Annotated in this window: 13 protein-coding genes; 8 read left to right on the plus strand and 5 right to left on the minus strand. The window is 45.0% G+C overall.

Going from position 1 to position 24952, the window contains the following annotated elements; genetic code table 11:
* Positions 1–43 precede the first annotated feature (43 nt).
* Positions 44–1030: an NADPH:quinone reductase gene (locus QUB64_RS24050; protein WP_333278000.1), complete on the plus strand. Its 987-nt coding sequence runs from the start codon at positions 44–46 to the stop codon at positions 1028–1030.
* A gap of 481 nt (positions 1031–1511) precedes the next feature.
* On the opposite strand, the gene QUB64_RS24055 is transcribed toward QUB64_RS24050, so the two are convergent.
* Entirely contained in the window at positions 1512–3551 is a 2040-nt protein-coding gene (locus QUB64_RS24055; RefSeq protein ID WP_333277998.1) for a serine/threonine-protein kinase, read from the minus strand.
* A 581-nt stretch (positions 3552–4132) separates the two neighbouring features.
* Between QUB64_RS24055 and msrP the strand changes: the two genes are divergently transcribed.
* Positions 4133–5116 (plus strand): protein-methionine-sulfoxide reductase catalytic subunit MsrP, encoded by a 984-nt coding sequence (gene msrP / locus QUB64_RS24060; RefSeq protein WP_333277996.1) that lies wholly within the window; start codon positions 4133–4135, stop codon positions 5114–5116.
* A 335-nt stretch (positions 5117–5451) separates the two neighbouring features.
* Entirely contained in the window at positions 5452–11613 is a 6162-nt protein-coding gene (locus tag QUB64_RS24065; protein ID WP_333277994.1) for an AAA family ATPase, read from the plus strand.
* Positions 11614–11995: 382 nt separating this feature from the next.
* Here the strand turns inward: QUB64_RS24065 and QUB64_RS24070 are convergent, their stop codons facing one another.
* Positions 11996–15604 carry an NB-ARC domain-containing protein gene (locus tag QUB64_RS24070; protein ID WP_333277992.1) on the minus strand — a complete coding sequence of 1203 codons (3609 nt, stop codon included), beginning with the start codon at positions 15602–15604 and terminating at the stop codon, positions 11996–11998.
* 182 nt (positions 15605–15786) lie between these two features.
* Between QUB64_RS24070 and QUB64_RS24075 the strand changes: the two genes are divergently transcribed.
* Both QUB64_RS24075 and QUB64_RS24080 read left to right on the plus strand, forming a co-directional pair.
* On the plus strand, positions 15787–16149 hold the full coding sequence (locus QUB64_RS24075; protein WP_333277990.1) for a hypothetical protein: 363 nt from the start codon (positions 15787–15789) through the stop codon (positions 16147–16149).
* Between the two features lie 81 nt (positions 16150–16230).
* Positions 16231–17052: a hypothetical protein gene (locus tag QUB64_RS24080; RefSeq protein ID WP_333277988.1), complete on the plus strand. Its 822-nt coding sequence runs from the start codon at positions 16231–16233 to the stop codon at positions 17050–17052.
* 413 nt (positions 17053–17465) lie between these two features.
* On the opposite strand, the gene miaA is transcribed toward QUB64_RS24080, so the two are convergent.
* Positions 17466–18377 (minus strand): tRNA (adenosine(37)-N6)-dimethylallyltransferase MiaA, encoded by a 912-nt coding sequence (miaA, locus tag QUB64_RS24085; RefSeq protein ID WP_333277986.1) that lies wholly within the window; start codon positions 18375–18377, stop codon positions 17466–17468.
* A 269-nt stretch (positions 18378–18646) separates the two neighbouring features.
* Between miaA and QUB64_RS24090 the strand changes: the two genes are divergently transcribed.
* On the plus strand, positions 18647–22240 hold the full coding sequence (locus tag QUB64_RS24090; protein WP_333277984.1) for a DNA gyrase subunit B: 3594 nt from the start codon (positions 18647–18649) through the stop codon (positions 22238–22240).
* Between the two features lie 36 nt (positions 22241–22276).
* Here QUB64_RS24090 and QUB64_RS24095 read toward each other — a convergent pair whose 3' ends face one another.
* On the minus strand, positions 22277–22420 hold the full coding sequence (locus QUB64_RS24095; protein ID WP_333277982.1) for a hypothetical protein: 144 nt from the start codon (positions 22418–22420) through the stop codon (positions 22277–22279).
* 121 nt (positions 22421–22541) lie between these two features.
* On the opposite strand from QUB64_RS24095, the gene QUB64_RS24100 reads away from it, so the two are divergent.
* Positions 22542–23258 (plus strand): biliverdin-producing heme oxygenase, encoded by a 717-nt coding sequence (locus tag QUB64_RS24100; RefSeq protein WP_333277980.1) that lies wholly within the window; start codon positions 22542–22544, stop codon positions 23256–23258.
* On the opposite strand, the gene QUB64_RS24105 is transcribed toward QUB64_RS24100, so the two are convergent.
* Positions 23259–23417, minus strand: a complete 159-nt coding sequence (locus tag QUB64_RS24105) for a hypothetical protein (RefSeq protein ID WP_333277978.1) — start codon at positions 23415–23417, stop codon at positions 23259–23261. It lies immediately after the preceding gene.
* A gap of 532 nt (positions 23418–23949) precedes the next feature.
* On the opposite strand from QUB64_RS24105, the gene QUB64_RS24110 reads away from it, so the two are divergent.
* On the plus strand, positions 23950–24420 hold the full coding sequence (locus QUB64_RS24110; RefSeq protein ID WP_333278016.1) for a sterol desaturase family protein: 471 nt from the start codon (positions 23950–23952) through the stop codon (positions 24418–24420).
* Positions 24421–24952: the final 532 nt, after the last annotated feature.

Below are 24952 nucleotides of genomic sequence, written 5' to 3' on the forward strand. Positions count from 1 at the left end.
AATCCCGCCTATTGTTGCTCTAAACCATCAGGAGAAAACAACTGTGAAAGCTGCTTACTACGAACAACTCGGCAACGCGCAAGATGTCCTCAAAATTGGTGAAATCGATATTCCAGAATTGGGTGCAAATGATGTGCTAGTTAAAGTACGCGCATCCGGCGTTAACCCATCGGATGTCAAGCAGCGCAGCGGTTGGGGCGGACTCACCATGCGACACCCGCGAGTGATTCCCCACAACGACGGTGCAGGAATAATTGAAGCAGCAGGAGAAGGCGTGCAGCCGTCTCGAATTGGCGAGCGTGTTTGGATTTATGAAGCTACATTAATTCGTCCGTTTGGGACGGCGGCGGAGTATGTTGTTGTTCCCAGCGAACAAGCTGTTTTGCTACCAGAAAATACAGATTTTGCAGCGGGTGCTTGTTTGGGAGTTCCGGCTATGACTGCACACCATTGTGTTTTTAAAGATGGTGCTGTTGCGGGGAAAATGGTGTTAGTTGCGGGCGGTGCGGGTGCGGTTGGTAATTATGCGATTCAATTGGCAAAATGGGGCGGTGCTACTGTTATTTCGACTGTAAGTTCTGCGGAAAAAGCAGAAATTGCGAAAACTGCGGGAGCTGATTATATTGTTAATTACAAAGCTGAAGATGTGGCAGCCCGCCTGAAGGAAATTACGGGCGGTAAAGGAGTCGATCGCATAATTGAAGTTGATTTTGCCGGAAATCTCGAAATTAATCTCAAAGCGATCGCCCGTAACGGCACGATCGCCACTTATGCTTCTGATTCGGATGCAACGCCTCAAATTCCCGTGTACTCGTTAATGTACAAAAATCTTACCGTTCATTATGTCCTAGTTTATGCTATGGACTCTTCAGCGCACCAACAAGCGGCGGCAGATATTACAACTTGTCTCAAAGCGGGAGTTTTGCACCACGCGATCGCCCAGCGCTTTGCTTTAGACGAGATTGCTGCTGCACACGAATTGCAGGAAAGTGGCAGGGCTGTGGGTAATTTGGTTTTAGTTATGAATTAGAAGGAAGTTCGGCAACGGATTCGCTCCGCGGATGTAACGGATGTAACGGATGTAACAGATGGAAGTTCGGCAACGAAGCGGTGTACGGGATGTAACGGATGTAACGGATGGAAGGAAAATATGATATTTCCATAGTCGGCGAAGGCGCGGACATTGTTTGTCTAGCAGCGATTTCAATCGCCGAGTTATCAGGAAAATATGATATTTCTACAGTCCGCAGAGGCGGACATCGTTTGTCTAGCAGCGATTTCAATCGCCGAATTATATAGTCTCCCATCAATTAACCGCAATCAAATTTGTTCGCGCGTGCCCACGCAAGTCCGCTTCCGGAGAGCGGACTTGCGTGGGCACGTGCGTTCCGTTTTTTTAGGGTAATCTATCGGACACGATCTTCTCTCTAAGTTTAAGAATCCCCAACCAGAATCTTTGATTTGGTTGGGGATTGTTGAAATTCGATCGCCCGGACAATCAATCGCACAACTTAAGGAGACAGTTGCCACACCTTAATCGTGTCGTCAAAACTGCCGCTGATCAGAGTTTTGTCCTGGGGATTAAAAGCCAATTCCACCCAAGTAGAATGACCTTTCAGCGTGCCTTGCTCCCCGCCATCCATCGCCCACAGCTTGATAGTTCCGCTCAAATCGCCACTGGCTAGCGTCGCGCCGTCGGGACTGAAAGCTAGAGACTGAATTCGATCGGTATGACCGGTAAAAGTCACCTCACCCGACGGTTCTGGCCCGCGATCCGTGGTGATATCCCAAATCCTCACCGTATTGTCCCAGCCGCCACTGCCCAAAATTGTACCGTCCGGGCTGACAGTAAGAGCCGAAACAGCATCCGCATGACCCGTGAGAGTGGCTTGGAATTCCCCAGTCTTCCAATTCCACATCTTGATCGTACCGTCGCCGTTGCCAGTAAACAGAGTGTCTTTATAGGCACTGAAAGCGACCGAATGCACCTCATCCGCAATCCCTTTGAGTGTTTGCAACTCAGCGCCGCCTTCCACTTGCCACAGCTTCAAAGTATTGTCTTTGCCGACACTGGCGAGGGCTTGGCCGTCGGGACTGAACACCACCGAGAACACCCCGTCTGTGTGTCCGTCCAACGTCCGAATTAACTGGCCAGAATAAAAATTCCACAGTTTAATCGTACCGTCAGCGCCGCCACTGGCGATCGTCCTGCCGTCGGGACTGACAGCCACCGACCACACGGGCCCCAAATGTCCGCCTAAAACCTTGAGCACTTTACCGTGACGCTTGTGCAGCAGGCGAATTGTGCCGTCGTTATTCCCGCTGACTATGACGCGGCCGTTGGGAGTGACCGCTACCGCCCAAACCGGGTTTTTGTCTTGCTCCGCCAGAGTGCGCACTGCGGGCTTTTCCGGCGATGGCTCACTGCTGAAATTCTGCATCGGGGGCGGATCGAACCGAATTTCGGGAATGCTAGAAACAGGCTCAGCAGAAGTGAAAGCATCCGGTGCGGTCGATGGTAAGCGAGAACCCAGCACTACGGACAGCAGGGCAACTACGGCTCCCCCCCACAAAGCTAAAGTCCATTTGGGTTTGCCCAGAATCACCTCTACCGGTGCCGGGCCGTATTTCATGTCTGTGAGAATTGCTTCGGTCGATCGATAGCGTTTTGATGGTTCTCGCTGCACCATTTTATCCAGGATGCGGCCGAGTCTGGCCGAAACTGGTACTTTCAAATAATGCCTCCAGGCCCAAGCGTCGGCTTTGATGTCAAACAAATCAAAGGGTGACATTCCCGTTAACAAGTGAATGCAAGTGACGCCCAAACTGTAGATGTCGCTGCTCTTAATTGCTTCACCTTTGATTTGTTCCGGGGCCGCGTATTCGGCAGAACCCGTCACCGTTTCTGTTTTGGGCGGCCCGCTGTTAGCCCCAATTGCCGCGCCGAAATCGACTAACACCAGCCCAGATTCATCATCCCAAGAATGCAGGTGCTCTTTTCCTACCAAAGCTGCGGAGGTTTGGGAAGATTTTCGGTGAATAATATTGGACGGTTTGATATCTCGGTGAATCAGTTGATTTTCGTGCACAAATTGCAGCACGGGCAACAATTCGCTCAGCAGATACCAAATGTGAATTTCTTTAAGAACACCTTTTTCTGAAAGCCGATCGGCTAAATTGCGGCCGGGGATGTATTCTTGTACTAAATACTGGCTGCCTTCGACTTCAAAAGATGCCAGCAGTTTCGGTATTTGCGGATGTTTGCCCAACTTGTCGAGCCGCTCGGCCGAACCCAAAAATGTCCGGTTGAACTGGTGTTGACCGTCGGCGACTGACGCCGCGGGCCCGCAGAACTGTTGAATGACGCAGCGGGGTTGCGCTGGTTGGTCTTCATCGACTGCTAGGAAGGTGCGGCAAGCGAGACTTTGACCGAGGGTGTGAAAGACTCGGTAACGCCCTTTGAGCAGCAAGTTCGACTCGCAACTTGTGCAGACTGTCGCGCGATCGAGATTTTTGGGATTCTGGCAATTGGGATTGATACAGTAACTCATTTGTCTTTCCGCTGGAGACCCCCGTCCGACTTAAAGCCAGGAGTGGGGGAGGAAAGCGGGGCGGTGCGTGCCGCTTCCTGTGGACAAATTAAATAATTTGAATCTTTGCTTTATGATAATTGTTTCACAGATTTTAGCCACAGTTGCTTCGGTCGATCGCGCCTAAATTATTGCTGACACCTGTTTCCCAAAATAATACAACTGTAGAAAAACTAACCGACCCGATCGGGTCAGTCATCCTCAATTCTTCAATCGTTCGACGCGATCGAAGGCCTCCGTCTCAAATCTCAAATCGAAAAATGGAAAATCTCAAATTGTCGGACTTTCCGGCGATCGAGGTTTAATAGGTCGATCGTACGATCGCTCGATTGCTCGGCTGGACTCGCTGTCAACGAATTAGGCTATACTGTCATTGCGGATACAGTAAGTGCGATCGCAGATGAAAGCTTTCGCCATCGCGAGGCCTTACCAAATATCCGCAATCTTCCGTTTTTTGGAGTCAATATCAACTCTCAAATCGACTGAAAATAGAAATATTGGCAACTTTCGCCAAACTAACTACTAACTTTTAACTATTACTTATGCCGTTAATTCGCGTTCCCAAACCTTGGGAAATTCTCGACTCACAAATTACCTCAGAAACAGCCTTTCTCAACCGCCGCCGCTTCATGACCAATTTAATTGGCGCTGGCGTGACGGCTTCGCTGCTGCCGCTGACCGGCTGTCAAAGCAATACTGGCTCGAAAACAGCTTTGGATTCCGGCTCAACCCAAGCCTACGCCGGATTGACCCGGAATCCAAACTTCGCAAAAGTCGATCGGGCAATTACCGACCAAGCCTTATCTACAAAATATAACAACTTTTACGAATACGGCGGCACAAAATCTATTTGGCAAGCCGCTCAAGCTTTACCAACCGAAAACTGGAAAGTAGAAGTAGGAGGTTTAGTAAAAAATCCCCGCACCTACGATATTGACGACCTCCATAAAAAATTTCCCATCGAAGAACGAGTTTATCGATTTCGCTGCGTAGAAGCCTGGGCGATGGTAGTTCCTTGGGTCGGATTTCCCATGAAATTACTGATGGCTGATGTCGAACCAAAATCGAACGCTAAATTCGTTCGCTTCACCTCATTTTACGACTCCAAAATCACTCCCGGCCCCGGTTTGATGTCGCAATTTTATCCTTGGCCTTACACCGAAGGTATGCGAATTGAAGAAATGGCAAACGATTTAGCATTTTTTGCCACAGGATTGTACGGGCGGCGGCTACCCAAGCAAAATGGGGCCCCCCTGCGGCAGGTGATTCCGTGGAAATACGGTTTTAAGGGCGCAAAGTCGATCGTTAAAATTGAATTTGTCGAAAAACAGCCCGCCACTTTTTGGAATACAATCGGCCCCAACGAATACGCTTTTGAAGCAAATGTCGAACCCGACAAACCGCACCCCAGATGGTCACAAGCCAGCGAACGGGTAGTCGGCCCCGGTAACAGTTGGTCGTGGGAAACTCGCCCGACTTTGCCCTATAACGGTTACGGTGAATATGTCGCCAGTCTTTACAGTTAGGGAAAATTCACAGAGAATCATTCTCAATCCGACCTGAGAAACCGGGTAACAGTGACGCATTTAAATTGCATATTCGGGGCGGCGTCGGAGCAACGCCCCACTCATAGTTTGATTGTTTTTTGACATATAATAGACCTCGTGCGCTCATTCGCTCTCAATTCTTAAAATGCATCTGCGTTAATCTGCGTCGAGGAGCCTTGAAGGAGCGGTTGACCGATCGATCAAAGATTTAGGCAATTCAAGTCTAATTTAAATGCAGCACACCTTATATAACCCCATAGTGCATCAGCCTCGATCGGTGTTAATTCACGGTAAAGAAAAAGGAAAAATATGCAATGCTTGCAATTCCCGGCATTCAAACATTAAATAAAATCTCCGAAAATTCTAATTCAACAGTTTATCGAGCTATCAGAGAACACGATCGACAGCCAATCATTCTCAAACTGCTCAACGAAGACTATCCAACTCCCGGCCAAATAGTGCGCTACCGACAGGAATACAAAATCCTGCAAACCCTCAACCTGCCAGGAGTAATCAAAGCCTGCGATTTACAAAAATATCGCAATACACTGGTTCTCATCTTAGAAGATTTTGGCGGTTCCTCATTGAAACAAATGCAGGATAAGCAAAGCTTTAGCCTGTCTAAATTTCTCAACATCGCCATTCAAACCGCCGCAATATTAGGACAAATTCACGCAGCCAACATCATCCACAAAGACATCAACCCCGGCAACATTATTCTCAACCAAAAAACCGGGAAAATCCAAATTATCGACTTCGGAATTTCCACCCTGTTAACCCGCGAAACTCCCACCCTAAAAAATCCCAATATTTTAGAAGGAACTTTAGCCTACATTTCACCGGAACAAACCGGGAGAATGAACCGTTCTCTAGATTACCGTACAGATTTTTATTCCCTCGGCATTACTTTTTACGAACTACTAACCAATCAGTTGCCTTTTGACACCAAAGATGCAATGGAATTGGTACACTCTCACATTGCCAAACAGCCATTACCAATCGACAAAATCAAGCCGGAAATTCCTCTCGCAGTTTCAGCAATAATTATGAAACTGTTACAAAAAAATGCCGAAAACCGCTATCAAAGTGCTTGGGGAATTCAAGCCGACTTAGATGAATGTCTCCGTCAATTGCAAACAACAGGAACTATTTTAAAGTTTCTTTTAGCTGAAGAAGATATTTCCGAGCGATTTCAAATCCCTCAAAAACTGTACGGGCGGGCGGCGCAAGTGCAGGCTTTGCTCGCAGCATTCGAGCGAGTCGCGAACCCAGAACACAATTTTTCTGGAAGCGAAATGATGCTAGTTGCGGGTTATTCCGGCATCGGTAAATCATCGCTGGTACAAGAAATTTACAAACCAATTACTGAAAAACGCGGCTATTTTATTTCAGGCAAATTTGACCAATTTCAGCGCGATATTCCCTATTCAGGGATTATTAGCGCTTTCTCGGGATTGGTGCGACAACTGCTAACCGAAAGTTCTGCAAAACTCGATGAGTGGCGCACTAAACTTTTAATTGCATTAGGTGCAAACGGTCAAGTAATTATTGATGTAATTCCCGAAGTAGAATTGATTGTCGGGAAACAGCCGCAGGTAGCAGAGTTGAGACCAAATGAAGCGCAAATTCGTTTCTATTTTGTATTTGAAAAATTCATTCGCGTGTTTTGTTCCCCGGAACATCCCCTGGTTATTTTTCTTGACGATTTGCAGTGGGTAGATGCGGCAACTCTCAATTTAATTAGATTGATGGTGGCTGATAATGACACGCAATATTTATTGATGATTGGAGCCTATCGAAACAATGAAGTCAGTCCGGATCATCCTTTAATGATTACTGTGGACGAGCTGCAAAAAGAAGGCTCAATCATTAATTTTATCCATTTGGACAATTTGGAACTGGAAGATATTAGCAACCTGATTGTTGATACTTTGCACAGTGATGCTCGCTCGGTGCAATCTTTGGCTGAATTGGTGTTGCGTAAAACTAGCGGCAATCCTTTTTTTGTAAATCAGTTTCTCAAAACTCTGTATTCAGAAAACATGATAAATTTTCAGTTTGCTGAGTCTTCTGAGGTAACGAATTGGAAACCAGACAGCGGAGAAAATAGAGGTCATGGAAGATTTTGGAATTGGGATATTGCTCAAATAGAAGCAACCGATATCACTGACAATGTGGTGGATTTGATGGTAAATAAGTTGAGAAAATTGCCGGAAGCAACGCAAGATATTTTGCGTTTGGCCGCTTGTGCGGGGGCATCTTTTGACTTAACTACTTTGTCAAAAATTTGTGCTAAATCGCCGGATTCGGTTTTCTCGGATTTGAATCCGGCACTGGAAGCTGGTTTGATTTTTCCGGTGTCGGATTTGGATATTGAACTGTTGTTTGAAGAGTACAAGTTTTTGCACGATCGCGTCCAACAAGCTGCTTATGCTTTGATTGATGAAGGGCAGAAAAAAGCGGTTCATTTGCAAATCGGTCGCTTGTTATTGGATAATACTGACGGTGGGGAGTTGTCGGAGGATCTCTTTGAAATTGTCGATCAGCTCAATCTGGCGGCAGGGGCGATTGAAGGGGCGATAGCAGGGGATTTGACAATCAGGATCGATCGCACAGAAAGAGATAAAATCGCGAAACTCAATCTTTTAGCGGGCAAAAAAGCCAAAGCGGCTACAGCTTACGCGGCTGCTGTCAAGTATTTGAGCTTTGGGATCGAACTTTTGGCGGCGGATAGCTGGGAAACTCAATACAGTTTGACGAGACAGTTGTATCTGGAAGCTGCGGAATTGAATTATCTGCTCGGCAATTTCGAGCGATCGCAATTTTTGATTAATTTGGCACTGCCGCAGTCGCAATCGGCTGTGGAAAAAGCGGAATTGTTCGATCGCCTAATTACGCTGCATACCATGTTGGGCGAATACGAACAAGCCATTGAATTTGGGCGCCAGGGCTTGCATTTGTTGGGGGTTGAGTTGCCTCAAAAAAAGCTGCTGCAAGCGCGTAAAGCCGAACTAGCTGAAGCAAAAGCGCAATTGGGCGATCGCCCAATTGCTGCTTTGCTGCACGTGCCGGAAATGACGATTCCTGAAAAAAGAACCGCGATGAAACTTCTGGATAAAATTATTCCCGCGAGTTTGTTTTCTAATCCGACACTTTACCAAATAGTTGTTACAAAATCTGCTAATCTTTCTCTAAAATACGGCCCGGTGCCGGAATCATCTTACAGCTATGCTTGCTACGGCTTGGTTTTGTCGGCTGCGATGGCGGATTGTCGAGCGGGATACGAGTTTGGAATGTTAGCTCTCAATTTGAGCGATCGCTTTCACGATTTGACGCAAAAATGCAAGGCATCAGAAATGCTTGTCGCTCATTTAAATCACTGGATACAGCCTCTGAAACTGTCGGATTCGATTAGCAATAACGGCTATCAAGCTGGCCTAGAATCCGGAGAATTGCAATTTGCAGGTTACATTCAGCTTTACAAAATGATGTATTCTATCGCCCAGGGCAAAAATCTTGTATCTCTGCGTGTGGAAGTATGGAATTTTCTGTTATTTAACTTTAAAACATACAATCAAATTGCTACCGATTATTTACTGGGCTGTCAGCTAGCACTGTTTAATTTACTGGGAGAAACTTCGGATTGTGAGGTTTTTGGTAATGGCGAAATTAGTGAAGGGCAATATTTAGAGCAGTGTTACAATCGCGGCAGTTTTTTGGCGATTTGCGGCTATCAAATTTTGAAAGGTCAGGTTTTGTATTTGTACGGGAAGTATGCAGCAGCTCTCAGTTATGCTGTGGAAGCTGAGAAAAAATTGGATTTGGCGATCGGCACAATTATTGTAGCTGAACATAATTTTTATTACTCGCTAACTTTAACTGCGCTTTACCCGCAAGCTTCTAAGTGCGATCGCCCAAAATACCTGAGAAAGCTGAAATCCAATCAAAAACAGATGAAAATCTGGGCCGATCGCTGTCCCGAAAACTTTGAGCATAAATACTTATTGGTAGCTGCCGAGATGGCGCGGATGGCGGGTAAGGAGATGGAGGCGATCGATTTGTACGATCGATCCATTGCTTCAGCCAGAGACGGCGAGTTTATCCAAAACGAAGCCTTAGCCGCAGAATTAGCAGGAAATTTCTGGCTGAGCAAAGGTAAAGCAGAATTTGCCAAAATTTACCTAAAAAAAGCGCACTACAACTATCTAATCTGGGGCGCCCAACGCAAACTTGAAAAGTTAGAAGCAACCCACCCCGAATTATCAATAAAACTCCCCTCAGAAACTCAATTTTCTGAGGATAGCACGGTAACTATAGCCAGCCAATTAAACAGCCCTGGTTTAGGAAGTTCAGCTTTAGATTTAGCTGCGGTAGTGAAAGCCAGCCAAGCTATTTCTGGCGAAATTATCCTGGATAAGTTGCTGGCTGCTTTGATGAAAATACTGATCGAAAATGCCGGAGCACAACTAGGCTATTTAATTTTGCATTACCACTCAGAATTTGACAACAATTCCGAATTGCGGATCGAAGCTGCGGGTGCGATCGATTCCGACAACATTGCGGTATTGCAGTCAATCCCTATAGATAATAACCTACCAGTATCGATTGTTAATTATGTCGCTCGGACCGGAGAAACAGTAGTTTTAAACAAGGCCTTTGCTAGCAAAAACTTTAACAGCGACCCCTATATTAAACAGCATCAAAGCAAATCAATCTTGTGCGCGCCCCTGCTGAATCAAGGTCAAATGATCGGCATAATTTACTTAGAAAACAACCTGATCGCAGGAGCATTTACTTCCGACAGATTAGAACTGCTAAAAGTGTTATCTGCCTCAGCAGCCATCTCCATTGAAAATGCCCGACTTTATACCAATTTAGCAGAGTCCAACCGCACCTTAGAAACAAAAGTAGAAGAGCGCACATCCGAGCTTGCTCTTGCCAAGAAAAAAGCCGAAGTAGCCAACGAAGCTAAGAGCAGCTTTTTAGCCAACATGAGTCACGAATTGCGCTCTCCCCTCAACGCCATCCTCGGTTTTTCTCAAATCATGCTCCGCAGCCAAAATCTGCCCAAAGAACATCAAGAGAATGTCGCCATTATCACCCGCAGCGGCGACCATTTGCTAACTTTAATTAACCAAGTCTTAGATTTGTCAAAAATTGAAGCCGGTGGAACCGACCTCAACTATAAAAACTTTGACTTTTATCAGTTTATGGACGATATAGAAGATATGTTCCATATCAAAGCTGACGACAAAAAACTGCAATTAGTAGTAGAATACAGCCCCGATGTTCCCAGATACGTGCGCACAGATGAAGTCAAATTGCGACAAGTTTTAATAAATTTGCTTAACAACGCTCTCAAATTTACTCAAGCAGGAGGAGTTTCAGTAAAAGTTAATCTCAAACCAGAAGCACGCAGGCTAAAGCAAGCTAAAATTGTTAATGTTGCGGACAATTCGACAAATTTAAATATTCCCGCCAATCACAGTATTGAAAAATCACAAATCAGCCAGCTAGAAAATCCTCATGATTTAGATTCTGCATCTTCGTGCTTCCTAATTTTTGAAATTTCCGACACTGGCCCCGGTATCGCCACCGATGAATTAGAGCTGCTTTTTGAAGCTTTTGTGCAAACTAAAACAGGAAAAAACTCGCAAGAAGGAACAGGTTTGGGACTGCCAATCAGCCGCAATTTTGTAGAGTTAATGGGCGGAACAATGACTGTTAGCTCAGCAGTTGGATTTGGTACAATTTTTGCATTCGACACTCTAATTAGTGTCATTGAAGCCCGCGAAATAGAAGGCAAAAAGACTGCCGTACAAGTGATTTGCCTGGCACCGAATCAACCTAAGTATCGAATTTTGATTGTAGATGACAAACCTAGCAATAATTTGCTGCTGATCAAACTGCTTTCTCCGCTCGGTTTTGAGATCAAAGAAGCCAGTAACGGTCAAGAAGCTGTTGAGATTTGGAACGATTGGGAACCGCATTTAATTTTGATGGATATGAGAATGCCAGTCATGGACGGGTACGAAGCCACTAAACAAATTAAAGGTACTGTTAAAGGTCAAGCTACTGCAATTATTGCTGTAACTGCTAGTGTTTTAGAAGAAGAAAGAGCGGTTGTTTCTTCAGCCGGATGCGATGACTTTATCCGCAAACCGTTCCGGGAATCAGACATTTTTGATGCCCTTCACAAACATATTGGGGTTAATTTTATCTATGACGAACCTGTTAGCAACAATGTTTTGACTAAAGTCGATATCCAAGCTGCTTTGAGTCCGTCAGCTTTAGCTGATTTGCCTGCTGAATTGTTGGCTGATTTATTGGCCGCTTCCACCCTTTGTGACATGACTCAAATTGACAGTTGCATAGAGCAAATTCGCGAGATCGATCGATCTGTGGCTGAGGCTTTAGCTTTCTTGGCAAATGATTTTGATTATGCTCGGATAGTTTCTTTAGTTGAAAAATTGTAGGTTGGTAGTGAGGACTTCAGTCCTTTCTTTTCTGCGTCCTGGCGTCCTCACTACGAACCTTTGACAATAAACTCCTGCATTCTCAGTTATTGTAGGGTGCGTCAGCGGGCTGAATGTTTTGACTGCTTACTCAAGAATTTGCACCCGCTGACGCACCCGGAGCTTAGTATTGTAGTAACAGTGAGTAAGCTGTGACTATTTTTTATCTAAAATCGATGGAGTCAGCTTTCATGTTTCCCGTTGGTCCACTGAAATTATTGTGCTTCATTTACCTGCTATCTGCTGTATGAAATGCTGTACTTAGCAGAAGTCTCATAAGAGTTTAAAGGTCAAAAGAATTGTCTTGAATTGTAGATATATCCCGAACTGTTTCTACTTCCAACTAGACTGCCCCTAGTGCTTTCAGCGTTGCTGTCTGAGCATTAGTTAAACCCATCATACCTCCAATGTTCATGCCCTCGTAAGGTTTGGGGACTGGCAGCGTTTTTAGCCGATCGCCCGTGCTGACATCCCAAAGCTTAATTGTCTCATCTTGGCTAGCACTGGCAATAGTATGACCATCAGGACTGAAAGCAACAGACCAAACCCAATTATCGTGCCCCCGGAGAACATTCAAACACTCACCCAAGCTGACATCCCACAACCTGACTGTTCGATCGTGACCGCCACTCGCCAAGAGTGTACCATCAGGACTGAAGATTACCGATGACACAATACCATCATGTCCCTCGATGTTGGTCAGACATTCTCCGGTATTGATATCCCAAAAATTGATATTACCGTCACTATTGCTGCTTGCCAAGATATTACCGTCAGGGCTAAAGGCAACAGACCAAACCCAACCGCTATTTCCCATCAAAGTTCTTAAGACTTTCCCTGTACTGACATCCCATAACTTCACCGTATTATCGGTACTCGCAGAAGCCAGGATATCACCTGAAGGACTAAAAGTAACTCCCATCACCCAACTCTGATGCTCGGTACAAGTATAAAGACATTGCCCTGTGCTAATATCCCATAGTTCGATCGTCTGGTCCTCACTGAAACTTGCCAATATCTTACCGTCGGGACTGATGGCGGCTCCCCAAACCCAAGCAGAATGACCCTCTAAACTTTTTAGGCATTCTCCAGTCATAGTATCCCATAACCTGACACTCGTGTCAGAGAATCCACTCGCCAACAAGTCCCCATTCGGACTGAAGGCAATCGATTTCAATCGATTAGTATGTCGATCCTGTATGCTTTTAAAACACTTCCCGGTTTTGATATTCCATAATCTCACGGCGCGATCGCTACTAGCTAAAGTTTGACCGTCGGGCGAAAAAACTACCGAATTTACGGGATTGCTTTGCCCCAATACTGTTTTCAGACAATGACCTGTTTTAACATCCCACAGTCTCACCGTACAGTCTTCACCAGTGCTAGCTAAAATTTTGCCATCTGGACGAAACGCGACAGATGAAACTCGACTGGTGTGTGCTTGCAGTGTTTTTAGGCACTGACCCGATGCCACCTCCCATAACCTCACGCTGCGGTCTTGGCTGCAACTTGCTAAGGTCTGACCATCAGGACTAAAGGCAACAGACAGCACTATCTGTGAGTGTCCAGAGCAAATACTCAGGACTTCACCCGTGCTAATATCCCAGAGGCGTATCAAAGAATCATCACCCCCACAGGCTACCGTTCTACCATCCCGACTGAAAGCAAGCGATCGAATCTGACTGTCACCCTGAAACGTTTTCAGGCATTGTCCCGTACTGACATCCCACAGTTTGAGCCTTCCGTCATCACCGGCACTAGCTAAAATCTTACCGTCTGGACTGAATGCGATCGACCACGCCTGACCTTGATGTGCTAGCAACGTTAGCAAACATCGTCCATTACTCCAATCCCAAAAACGCACAGTCCCATCATCAATGCTACTAGCAAGAACCTTGCCATCAGCACTGAAAGCAACTCCCAGCACAGTCCTAGTATTTCCCTGCAATATTTGACGAATCGACCAACTGCTAACATCCCAGCAATTAATCGTACCGTTACTACCGCCCGTAGCAAAGGTTTTCCCATCCGGACTAAAAACAGCGGATAACACAATGCTGCCGTATTCTTTGCTAGTTCTCAGCAGTCTAGCTTCTGGCATTTGCCACAAATGAACCTCACCATTTGTATCGCCCATTGCCAAAAGTTTTCCATCCGGGCTAAAAGCGATCGACAAACCACTTCCCAGAACTTCAGCAAAAACAGAATTAGCTAGATTAGCACCCTCAAAGTTTACCCCATGCAAATAGGCATCGGGTAAATAAGCTTGCCAAACCGTCAAACGAGAAAAATCCCAACCGCTTAAATCAGTCTGCATTTCACGCAATAGATTAATAATATTACCCGCAACATATCCAGTTTCTCGTTGTGGTTTACCGCGCAGCGATGAGATAATTGGCTTGAGTTGATTTTCTATAAGTTGCTGGGCTTCAAAAGTAAAAAGCAGTTGTTCAGCAATAGGTTTGAGGATAAGACGAGCTTGCGTATCTCTGATGTATTCTTTAGCTGTCGCTTTGAGAAAAGCATGGCTGCCGATCAGGTCAATTTCGCTGTTTGTTATCTCATTGCAGACTTTCTCGATTAATCGTTCCGTCATATATTCCATAACAACGGGTTGTTGAGTGTAGCCGTCTGAGGTTTTTTCGATCAGAGAACGTCTAACCAGAGAACCTAAAACCTCAAGTAATGCTTTGACAGTGAATTTTGCCACTAAATCTTGTTGTAATTCTGCCAACGAGACAGGCTCCCGATTGATAGCTAGCCAGTACATAAGATTTTCTTCTAAACTTGATAAACGATTAAATTGTCTGTCTAGTAAGTTCCGAATATCATCAAAAATAAATGCTCCTTGATTTAAAAATTCTAAAAAATTAGTCAGGCTACTCTCAAACAATTCGCGGATGGCGGGAGCAACCATTTTTAAAGCTAAGGGATTTCTAGCATAGTGGGATACCAAAATATCCCATTCGGAGTCTGACCCTTGAAAAACCCCGATGCCTTGGAAAAATTCCCGTGCTTCGGGGGTTGTCAAACCTGTCAGTTGTAATGAACGAACGGGGAATTTTTTGCCTTCTTTAGCGCCTAAATCAATAGGTTTTTCTCGACTGGTTAGTAGCAAGGTACTTTTATTATTTATTTCGGCTACGCATCGCAGAAGTTGACCGTATCCTTCATATCCATTTCGATAACGACCCGTGCGTTCCCCTTCCTGTAAAATTGACTCAACATTATCCAGTATCAATAAACACCGATGCTTTTGCAGATAGTGCATCAGTCGCGAGATTCTAGCATCGACAGTTGCCGGTAAATTTGTTTCCTGCTGTTTCGAGATAAATTTAATTAGTTCTGCCAACAAATCGAGGATCGAGGGAGCATTGCGAAGACTGCGCCAGACAATGCAATCAAATTGTTCTTGGATGCGTTCTGCTACCTTGATAGAGAGAGAGGTTTTGCCAATTCCACCCATCCCCAACAGTGTCACTAGGCGACAGCGATCGACGATCAGCCACTTTTCTAATAAAGCTAATTCCTCTGCGCGTCCGTAGAAAATGGAAACATCAATTGCTTCTCCCCAATCAAGGGATTTGTTGATTTTTGTTACGTCAGTTGCGACTCGATCGGCGATCGTACCACTGCGATCGACTTGTGCGTCGATATTGTGACTAATTTGGCTATTTGGTAGTGTGACGGTTACTTGTGCCTGTTGCGCTTGCCGTCGCATAACTGACTGAACATTGCTCTTAGTGACTTTTTCTCCGAATACCCGACTGAGGATTTGCCATAACTGAAAGCCAACGAACTTAATATATTCGGCATCATAACCAGCGTTTTTGGCAATCTCTGGATAAGAGCGTCCTTCCCAAGTCTGCCGCAATACCAGTATGTGAACATCGTTGAGATGCTCTTGTGTGAGAAGTGAGTCTAGGAAAAGAAGTGCTTCGTCGATCGTCATTTATCTAAAATTCTCCGGTTTGTTAGCGCAAGAGCGGTGCTGACAGTCCCCAAGTGAGCAATTATACTTAAAGAGATAGCATATTTTGCTTCCACGTTATAACTATTTATAACTATTTCTCACAGACGTAGCTGCCGCATCCGGGTTATTACTGAATTAATCTTATTAAAGGAGTCCTAAGAATGAAATTAAAGACTTGTAAATTAGCTTGTTTGACAGCTTTATTAACTTTGAATACTGCAAATATGATACAAGTTCAACCAGCTAAAGCCGATGAAACATTTAATAATCCAAGACACTATATTGGCAACCGATTTTGGACTATTGACTGGTGTATGCCCAGCGATTGCAGTCAGGAAGCAAGGTGGATAATTGCCAATGCTTACTGTCGAGAAGAGGGTTATCAAAAAGCAACAAGGTGGAGAGTCGTTCCAGACCAATATTCAAATCAAGTGCAGTATCAGTTGAAAAAAGGAGGTACTGAAGGATGGTGGCAAGAAATTCACAAGTCTCAGGGAATTTTTTCTCAGATTAAATGTCAATAGACAGATAGTTTATCAGTTGGGATCGTAAAGCGCGCTCGCACCTAAAGAAAATCAATTTTCCCCATCATAAAGGTAAAAAACATGGCAACACCACAGGAAGTTTATGTCAACGGAATAAAAAAGCAGCTTAACAACTATTATGCTGCTTGGCTACCAAGTACGAGATTTCAGCTAGGAGATGTAGGTTTTTTAACTGGAAATCTTTTTAATAAAGTAACATCCCTCGAAAACTTGGGGATTTCATTTAGAGAATCCCCAGACCAGGATTCGACTAAAATTGAGTATGTTTCCGAATCAGGGGTGTCTAGAATAATTAAAGCTGCTGGTCATTTGAATCCAAACCTGCCTAATATCCCAGAAGGTCAAGTAGGAATAGGAATTGAATTCAGCAAAGAGGGGGCTTTCATAATTGAAGCAGCAGAGAGTTACGAGCTATTCATTGAAGACTTAGTTAAACTCGAAAAAGACATTTCCCAAGTCTACCAAGACGGCAATTGGAAATCAGGATGGGTAGTCATTACCCAACTAATTCACACTCCGAATGCAACCATTATGATTTCTAATTCATCCCAATCTAAAATCGAACTATCGGCAGAAGGAGATGTGACTTTACAGGGAATAAGCTTAGGTAATACTCAAGCAAAGTTTGCCGTCAGAGCGGAAACAGGGCATATCTTAAAGTTTGTTGACGCCAAAAATATAACTTTATTTTTTAAATTGTTGCAAATAGCAGCAAGACCTTGGCCCGTGTTTGACGTATTAAAAAATTTCCGCTCTATATCATCAAAAACGGAGTCTTTAAATGCGATACACTTCATTACTCCTAAACTTGCAAAAGACTACTTGGAAATTGCCAATTCTCTTTACTTAGATGTAGCACCAAGTTATTTTGATCCTGAATAGTTTTTAGCAAGACTGAGAGGGGTTAGTAGGATGGTTAAACCTGCTTACTAAGCTCATGAATATACAGGCGATCGCTCTTGTTTCAGTTCGGCGGCGAAGCGATCGCCAGTTTCACGAAGCTAGCTAAAAAAACGACTCCTGTAAAACATAGTTCATTTAGCTAACTACTGAGTTAGAGAGTCATAGACTTTTAAGTTTTTAGATAATTTATTAGGTAGCATCGAAACATATTAGCCAGCACATTTACGCGCCAGAAAAACGCGATCGATGGCAGATTATACGACTATTTGGTCAATCAGGAAGAAGTCGTTCCTTTGACTTTTATTTTTCAAGGATAAGTGCCATGTCAACAGATTTAATTGGTTCGATCGTTCGGACTTCAGTCCTTTCTTTTTGGCGGACTAAAGTCCTCACTACGAACCTACGATCGTAAACTTTTGTATTCTTTGCCAAACTTGTTCGAGCAAATCTGGTGCGCTAACATCAAACCATTCAATTTCAGGATATGCTCGAAACCAAGTTCGCTGTCTCTTCGCAAATTGCCGCGTGTGCAAAACAGTCAAATTCTTAGCTTCCTCAAGCGTAATGTCGCCAGCTAAATATTGTTTGATTTCCTGATATCCCAGGGTGTTCAACAACGGTAAGTTGCAGCCGTATTTTTTAGACAAATATTCTACTTCAGCAAGCCAACCTCGTTCTAGCATTTGTTCGGTGCGCTGTTCGATCCGATCGCCCAAAACATCCATCTCGCAGTCCAACCCAATCTGTAAAATAGGATAATTGGGAGGATTTTCGCCCTGTTGCTCGGAAATAGAGCGCCCGGTGACATAAAATACTTCCAGTGCCCGTAAGGTTCTGAAGGAATCGTTGAGGTGAATTTTCTCGGCGGCAGGGCGATCGACCTGCTGCAACATCGCATAACATTGAGATTGGCCGAGTTCTGCAAGTTGCGATCGCAATTCTGGTACAGGCGCCACCCTCGGAATTTTCAAACCCTTGACAATCGATTTGATATACAAGCCTGTCCCTCCCACCAACAACAGCGGAGGAGAAAGGGGGAAATCGACACCAGCAATTAATTTTTGAGCTTGCTGTTGATACTCTGCAAGTGTTAGAGTTTCGGTCGGATCGCAGATGTCAATTAAGTGATGCGGTACAGCAGCGCGATCGCTCTTTGTCGGTTTGGCCGTTCCGATGTCAAATTCGCGGTACACTTGACGCGAGTCTGCGCTGAGGATCGAAGATTTCAGGCGATCGGCTAAAGCCAAAGCCACTCCCGACTTCCCCGTCGCCGTCGCCCCGCAAATCGTAATTAAACTAAACATAAGCTGTCGCACATTTCCCTATAAAAACCCTCAAATCCTCTCCCAGACTCTCTTCATCCCTGCTTTCCCTTCTCGGGATCCACTCATTCACCGCCCTGGGCCTGGGAAATACCGAAGCAATCTCAAAACTATTCCCCTCCGCCCCCCCAATAAATTTCCATTCAGAAAGCCCTAGCATCGCCTTTAACGGTTTTGTGCTATAATTTTAGGAGTTTTCCCATTTTAGAAGCTTTTGGGGCTTTAGGCCTCATTATTGGAGCTATTTTTGTATGACCAGCAGCTACAGCGCCGACCAGATTCAAGTTCTCGAAGGTCTCGAAGCAGTCCGCAAACGACCGGGGATGTACATCGGTACCACCGGCCCGCGAGGACTCCACCATCTAGTTTACGAGGTTGTGGACAATTCCATCGATGAGGCGCTGGCTGGCCACTGCACTCACATCGAGGTTGACTTCAACGCCGACGGTTCAGTCACTGTCACAGATGACGGCCGCGGTATTCCCACCGGCATCGTTGCCAAAACTGGCAAATCGGGAATAGAAACAGTAATGACTGTACTGCACGCCGGCGGCAAGTTTGGCGGCGGCGGTTACAAGGTTTCTGGGGGTTTGCACGGTGTAGGTATTTCCGTGGTTAACGCGCTTTCGGAGTGGGTAGAGGTGACGGTTTGGCGCGACCAAAAAGAACATTTGCAGCGCTATGAAAGAGGCTTTCCAGTCAGCGAACTTGGCGCTAAGCCCTGTAAAGGAAATCGCACTGGTACTTCAGTTAGTTTCTTGCCAGACACTCAGATATTTAGCACTGGGATTGAGTTCGATTACGCTACAGTTGCTGGACGTTTGCGAGAGTTGGCTTATTTGAATGCGGGTGCGAAAATTACGTTTGGCGATCGGCGTTTGGAACTGCTCAAAAGTAGCGAACCGCGCGTCGAAACCTATTGTTACGAGGGTGGCATCAAGGAATATGTCACCTACATGAACCGCGAGAAGCAGCCCCTGCACGAAGAGGTGATCTACGTACAAGGAGAACGCAACAACGTGTACGTAGAAGTGTCTTTGCAGTGGTGCGTCGATGCTTTTAGCGACAACGTTCTGGGTTTTGCGAACAACATTCGGACGATCGACGGCGGTACACACTTAGAAGGTTTGAAGGCTGTTTTGACGCGGACGATGAATTCGATCGCCCGCAAGCGCAACAAAATCAAAGAAAACGAGCCCAACCTGGCCGGCGAAAACGTCCGCGAAGGCTTAACTGCCGTGATTTCGGTCAAAGTTCCCGATCCGGAATTTGAAGGCCAAACTAAAACTAAGTTGGGCAATACCGAAGTTCGGGGAATTGTCGATTCCTTGGTAGGCGAAGTATTGACCGAATATTTGGAATTTCGCCCCCAAGTAGCAGACGCTATTTTGGAAAAAGCAATTCAGGCATTTAAGGCCGCTGAAGCTGCCCGCCGCGCCCGCGATTTAGTGCGCCGAAAATCCGTTCTAGAATCGTCTCCTTTGCCCGGAAAATTAGCGGACTGTAGCTCCAGAGACCCCGCCCTGTCTGAGATATACCTGGTCGAGGGAGATTCGGCTGGCGGATCGGCCAAGCAAGGGCGCGATCGACAATTCCAAGCAATCTTGCCTTTGCGGGGTAAAATTCTCAACATCGAGAAAACCGACGACGCCAAAATCTACAAAAATAACGAAATTCAGTCGTTAATTACAGCCCTGGGCTTGGGCATCAAAGGCGAAGAATTCGATCCGGGGCAATTGCGGTATCACCATATCGTAATTATGAGCGTAGCAGGCGACGAACCAACACTGGTGATGGACAACACAGGACGCACAGAATTCGTCACAATTGGCGGGTTTATTGATGACTGCGTAGAAGGCCGCCGCGCTGCTGACCAATATCAGGTGATGTCCTTCGACCAAACTACCCATGCTACTCGTTTTCGCCCTCTGAAAGCCGTGATTCGTCACGGACATGAGGAAGCGATGTATAAACTAACGACTCGCTACAATCGATCGATCAAAGTGACATCCTCTCACAGCGTTTTCGTCTTTGAAAATAACGAAGTTATTCTCAAAAAAGGCAACGAAGTTAAGCCAGGGGATCTCCTAGTCGCCAGTCGGCGCTTACCGCGCCCAGCAGTTGCCCCCACACGGATAGATTTGCTGCAAACTTTTTATAGTGCTGAGTTGACCAAAGCACTTTATCTCAAAGGTGAAGACGTGCGGCAAGTTGCAAGTCAGCGCGTCTTGGCAAAAGTTTCCCAGCCCGATCAGTGGAGTGAACCGCGAGTAGAAATAGATGATGAAGCGTGGCAAAAATTAATCGCCCAACGCCAAGCAACAGGGATTTCCCAAAAGCAAGTTGCAGCTTCAGTCGGAGTGAAACAGCCAATCACAATTAGTCAGTGGGAACGCGGCATCAGCCGCCCAATTTTATCTCACTTCTTGAGCTATCTGGAGGCAATTGGCAGCACCGATAATGTTGTATACGAAACGGTACCGTCGAAAATTGACGATCGCCTCGCTCAAGATGATACGAGCAAAAACGCACACTGGCGCGAGGTTAGCTGTTACAAACCCTTTGATTACTTCACAGCAGACGAAATCGCACAACTGGGTGAAGATGTGCAAATTGTACCTCAAGCACACGGTGACAAAGCCTTTGCGCGCTACCTACCTGTAAGTCGAGAATTAATGTGGTTTCTCGGCTGGTATGTAGCTGAGGGAACTCTCAGCCAACATCAAGTTAGCCTTAACTTGGGCAAGAAAGATCGGCGGTTTATTCCTGAAATTATTGCTGCCATTGAGTCGGTATTTAACGAAACACCTCGTCAATATAACGATCCAGACAGTGACGGCATTAAACTCTACTTCCACAGTGTGGCAGCGGCGCGATTAATCCGGGCTTGGGGTTTGGGCAAGCAAGCGCATTTGAAGCAACTACCAGATATGTTGTTCAGCTTGTCTGAAGAACTGCAAATGACTTTTCTGGAAGGTTATTTCCTCGGTGACGGTACAACGGGTGGCAGTCACTTATCGCTGACAACTAATTCTCCCAAGCTGAAAGATGGGTTGCTTTATTTGTTAGGACAGTTGGGAATTATTGCCAGTCCAACTGTTCACGAACCATCTACTGCTGTAGGTGCGGAAATTCAAACGCGACATCCTTATTATACGATCGCGATTTGCAGCAAAGATCAACTCGAACTGTGTCGCCAAATTTGGCAGCGACACGCCAATGCCGCTCGCGTGGAAGCTCATCTGGCACGCCCCGATCGCAAATCATCGGACTACGTAGCAATCAGCGATGATTTGATGGGTTTGAAAGTAATTTCAGCATCTGAGATTGACTTAGTAGGCGACTATGTTTATGACTTCTCAGTCGAAGATGATGAAAACTTTGTCTGCGGTACAGGCGGTTTGTGCGCCCACAACACCGACGCTGACGTAGATGGGGCCCACATCCGCACGCTGTTGCTGACTTTCTTCTACCGCTACCAGCGCGCCCTTGTAGAACAAGGTTACATCTACATTGCTTGTCCTCCTCTGTATAAAGTGGAACGGGGACGCAATCATTATTACTGTTACAGCGATCGCGAAATGAACAATCTGATCCGTAATGAATTCCCCGCCAATGCTAACTACACCATCCAGCGGTTCAAAGGTTTGGGCGAAATGATGCCGACACAGTTGTGGGATACCACGATGAACCCGGAAACTCGGACGCTGAAACGGGTGGAGATTGAAGACGCTGCCGAGGCCGATCGCATCTTTACCATCTTAATGGGCGATCGAGTCGCCCCCCGTCGCGAATTCATCGAAACCTACGGCCCCAAACTCAACCTCCTCGACTTGGACATCTAAGTTAGTCATTAGTCATTAGTCATTAGTCATTAGTCATTAGTCATTAGTTAGTGGCTGATGACTGATGGCTACTGAATGACTGATGACTGCTGCCAACTGCCAACTGCCCACTGCCCACATACTGATGACTGCTGCCAACTGCCCACTGCCCACTGCCCACTGCCCACTGACTACTGCCACTTTTGTTATAAAAATTAATACAATCTCTCATCAAATTGATTTAAGGTAAATGCTTAGGTAAATTTGAGATTTTTGGCGCATCCATCAACTAGCACAAAAATAGAAGGTTGGACAATATAGTATGAGCATCAATTTAGCTACCAAATTGCGTGAGGGAACCAAAAAGTCCCACACAATGGCAGAAAATGTCGGTTTTGTCAAGTGTTTTTTAAAAGGCGTTGTAGAAAAAACTTCTTATCGGAAGTTAGTAGGAAACCTCTACTTTGTCTACTCGGCAATGGAAGAGGAAATGGAACGCCAAAAGCAGCATCCGGTTGTTTCAAAAATTTACTTTTCTGAGTTGAATCGCAAACAAAGCTTAGAGCAAGATTTATTTTACTACTACGGTGCCAATTGGCGGGAACAAGTAGCTCCGTCAGCAGCAGCTAAAGCTTATGTGCAGCGGATTCACGAGATATCGGCGACAGCACCAGAACTGTTAGTAGCTCAATCTTACACTCGCTACCTAGGTGACTTATCCGGCGGACAAATCCTGAAGGGAATTGCTCAGCGGGGCATGAATCTTACCGAGGGAGAAGGCACTGCTTTCTATGAATTCCAGGATATTCCTGATGAAAAAGAGTTCAAAGCTAACTACCGTCAAGCAATGAATGAATTGCCGATCGACGAAGCTACAGCAGAGCGTATTGTTGATGAAGCTAATGCAGCTTTTGGCATGAACATGAAGATGTTTATGGAGTTAGAAGGCAATTTGATTAAAGCTGTCGGTCAAATGCTATTCAATACCCTGACGCGGAAGCGGGGCGCTGGCAGTACCGAATTGGCTACTGCTGATTAGTCAATACCGATCGCCAATTATAGCCTCGTTTAAGAGGAAAATTTTAAATCCTGGGGGTTTGATGGCTGCTTTACAGTCACCAAAAATCCGGGATTTTGCATGGCGGGCGATCGCAATTAGCAGCAGAACCGAGTCACCAATGAAAGAAAGTTCGACCACGAATCAAATCTGGACATCAGATGATGTTAGAAGGATGTTGGATCGCTAACGGGACGGAAGCATTAAAATATTACCGCAATTGGTTCCGTCCCAATTTCTATCAAAACACCGATTTTAATGAAGAAAAATAAAGAGTAAAAAGATGCAAAAAATTTTAAACTTCTGTTTTGAGATAGAATTTTATCTAAAGATTGCTATTAGTTGCACGATTGTTCAGCAGGTATTTTATTGGCTGTTGCACGATATCGAACCCAACTTTATAACAAAGGTGCTGTTGTACTGGATCGTTGGTTCTATCTCATTTTATTGTATTGGCATTCTCATTGAGAAAGGAATCAAAAGCAACGATAGTTTGATGGAGAAACTGACTGCAAGAGTTAAGAAAGTAAAAAAGCAACAATTTCCTTCATTTACCGTAAAAGGTATAATTACAGGATAAATCAAAGCTTTTATAGCAGCATTAATAATTATTTATTTAGCTCCCGAGGTTCAGAGAGGAAATAGCTTAATCCTAAATTTGGGATGGTTTTTGATGAGAATAGTTGCTGCTGATTTCTGTTTTTACATTTCCCATTGGCTATTGCATAGAAAATCTTTGCAGAAAATCCATCTTAAACATCATGAATTTCGCGATTCTTCAAGTTTTGTGGCTGGACATAAGAGCCTTCTTGAATATATTATTGTCACCATCACAGACGTTTTGCCTATCTTTATATTTGGATATGACATCACTCAACTCTGTGCCTGGACTGTTATAGGCAATGCTTACAATTTAGAAGGTCATAGTTCTTTGTCAATATTTTTCATTTCCTCAGATTTTCACGATCTTCATCATACTAATTTTCAGGGAAACTATGGGATTCACGGATTTTGGGACAGGGTATTCAACACACTAAATACTCCTACCAAGAAGCCGGGAATTTTCTTCCCGGTGAGTTGGCTAGAGAATCAAATCATTAAGTCGCCTATTAGTTTGGAGAGAGTGACGGATTCTATAGAGTAATACTATCAACCCTGAAGAAAAATCTCAAGGTTTCAAATAATAGGGGAACCATATCCATTCTATAGCTGCACTCGTTCGTTCATTAGGTGGTGCTGGTATCAATACGGTTCACGATCGACTGCACTGGGGGTAAAATCCTATGAAAAATAGATACTCTTGTTTGCTTCGTGCCTCTTTTCGGACAATCTTAAGTAAACCGTATTGTGCTATAGCCCAATACGGTTTACTTAAGACCATTCGGTCAATCAAACGATATGAACCAGAGACACTCTTGTTTGCTTCGTGCCTCTTTTCGGACAATTTTAAGTGAACCGTATTGTGCTATATCCTGCATTTTTTTTCACAATCCTGTTTGTTGAAACTCTTGTGGGGCGGGCATCCTGCCCGCCCCAAAAATTTAATTAAAATGCAGAAGAACTATAGCAATTCTCAATTAAGTGAGGTACGCGAGCGAGCAATTACCAATTACCAATTACCAATTACCAATTACCAATTACCAATTACCAATTACCAATTACCAATTACCAATTAC

This window comes from Microcoleus sp. Aus8_D2 (genome assembly GCF_036702665.1).
Taxonomy (GTDB): domain Bacteria; phylum Cyanobacteriota; class Cyanobacteriia; order Cyanobacteriales; family Microcoleaceae; genus Microcoleus.

Bases quoted from the DNA above. Each gene is read 5' to 3' on its own strand.
- QUB64_RS24090 (WP_333277984.1), top strand. From the start codon at position 18,647: ATGACCAGCAGCTACAGCGCCGACCAGATTCAAGTTCTCGAAGGTCTC.
- QUB64_RS24080 (WP_333277988.1), top strand. From the start codon at position 16,231: ATGGCAACACCACAGGAAGTTTATGTCAACGGAATAAAAAAGCAGCTT.
- QUB64_RS24110 (WP_333278016.1), top strand. From the start codon at position 23,950: ATGAGAATAGTTGCTGCTGATTTCTGTTTTTACATTTCCCATTGGCTA.
- msrP (WP_333277996.1), top strand. From the start codon at position 4,133: ATGCCGTTAATTCGCGTTCCCAAACCTTGGGAAATTCTCGACTCACAA.
- QUB64_RS24100 (WP_333277980.1), top strand. From the start codon at position 22,542: ATGAGCATCAATTTAGCTACCAAATTGCGTGAGGGAACCAAAAAGTCC.
- QUB64_RS24055 (WP_333277998.1), bottom strand. From the start codon at position 3,551: ATGAGTTACTGTATCAATCCCAATTGCCAGAATCCCAAAAATCTCGAT.
- QUB64_RS24065 (WP_333277994.1), top strand. From the start codon at position 5,452: ATGCTTGCAATTCCCGGCATTCAAACATTAAATAAAATCTCCGAAAAT.
- QUB64_RS24075 (WP_333277990.1), top strand. From the start codon at position 15,787: ATGAAATTAAAGACTTGTAAATTAGCTTGTTTGACAGCTTTATTAACT.
- QUB64_RS24070 (WP_333277992.1), bottom strand. From the start codon at position 15,604: ATGACGATCGACGAAGCACTTCTTTTCCTAGACTCACTTCTCACACAA.
- miaA (WP_333277986.1), bottom strand. From the start codon at position 18,377: ATGTTTAGTTTAATTACGATTTGCGGGGCGACGGCGACGGGGAAGTCG.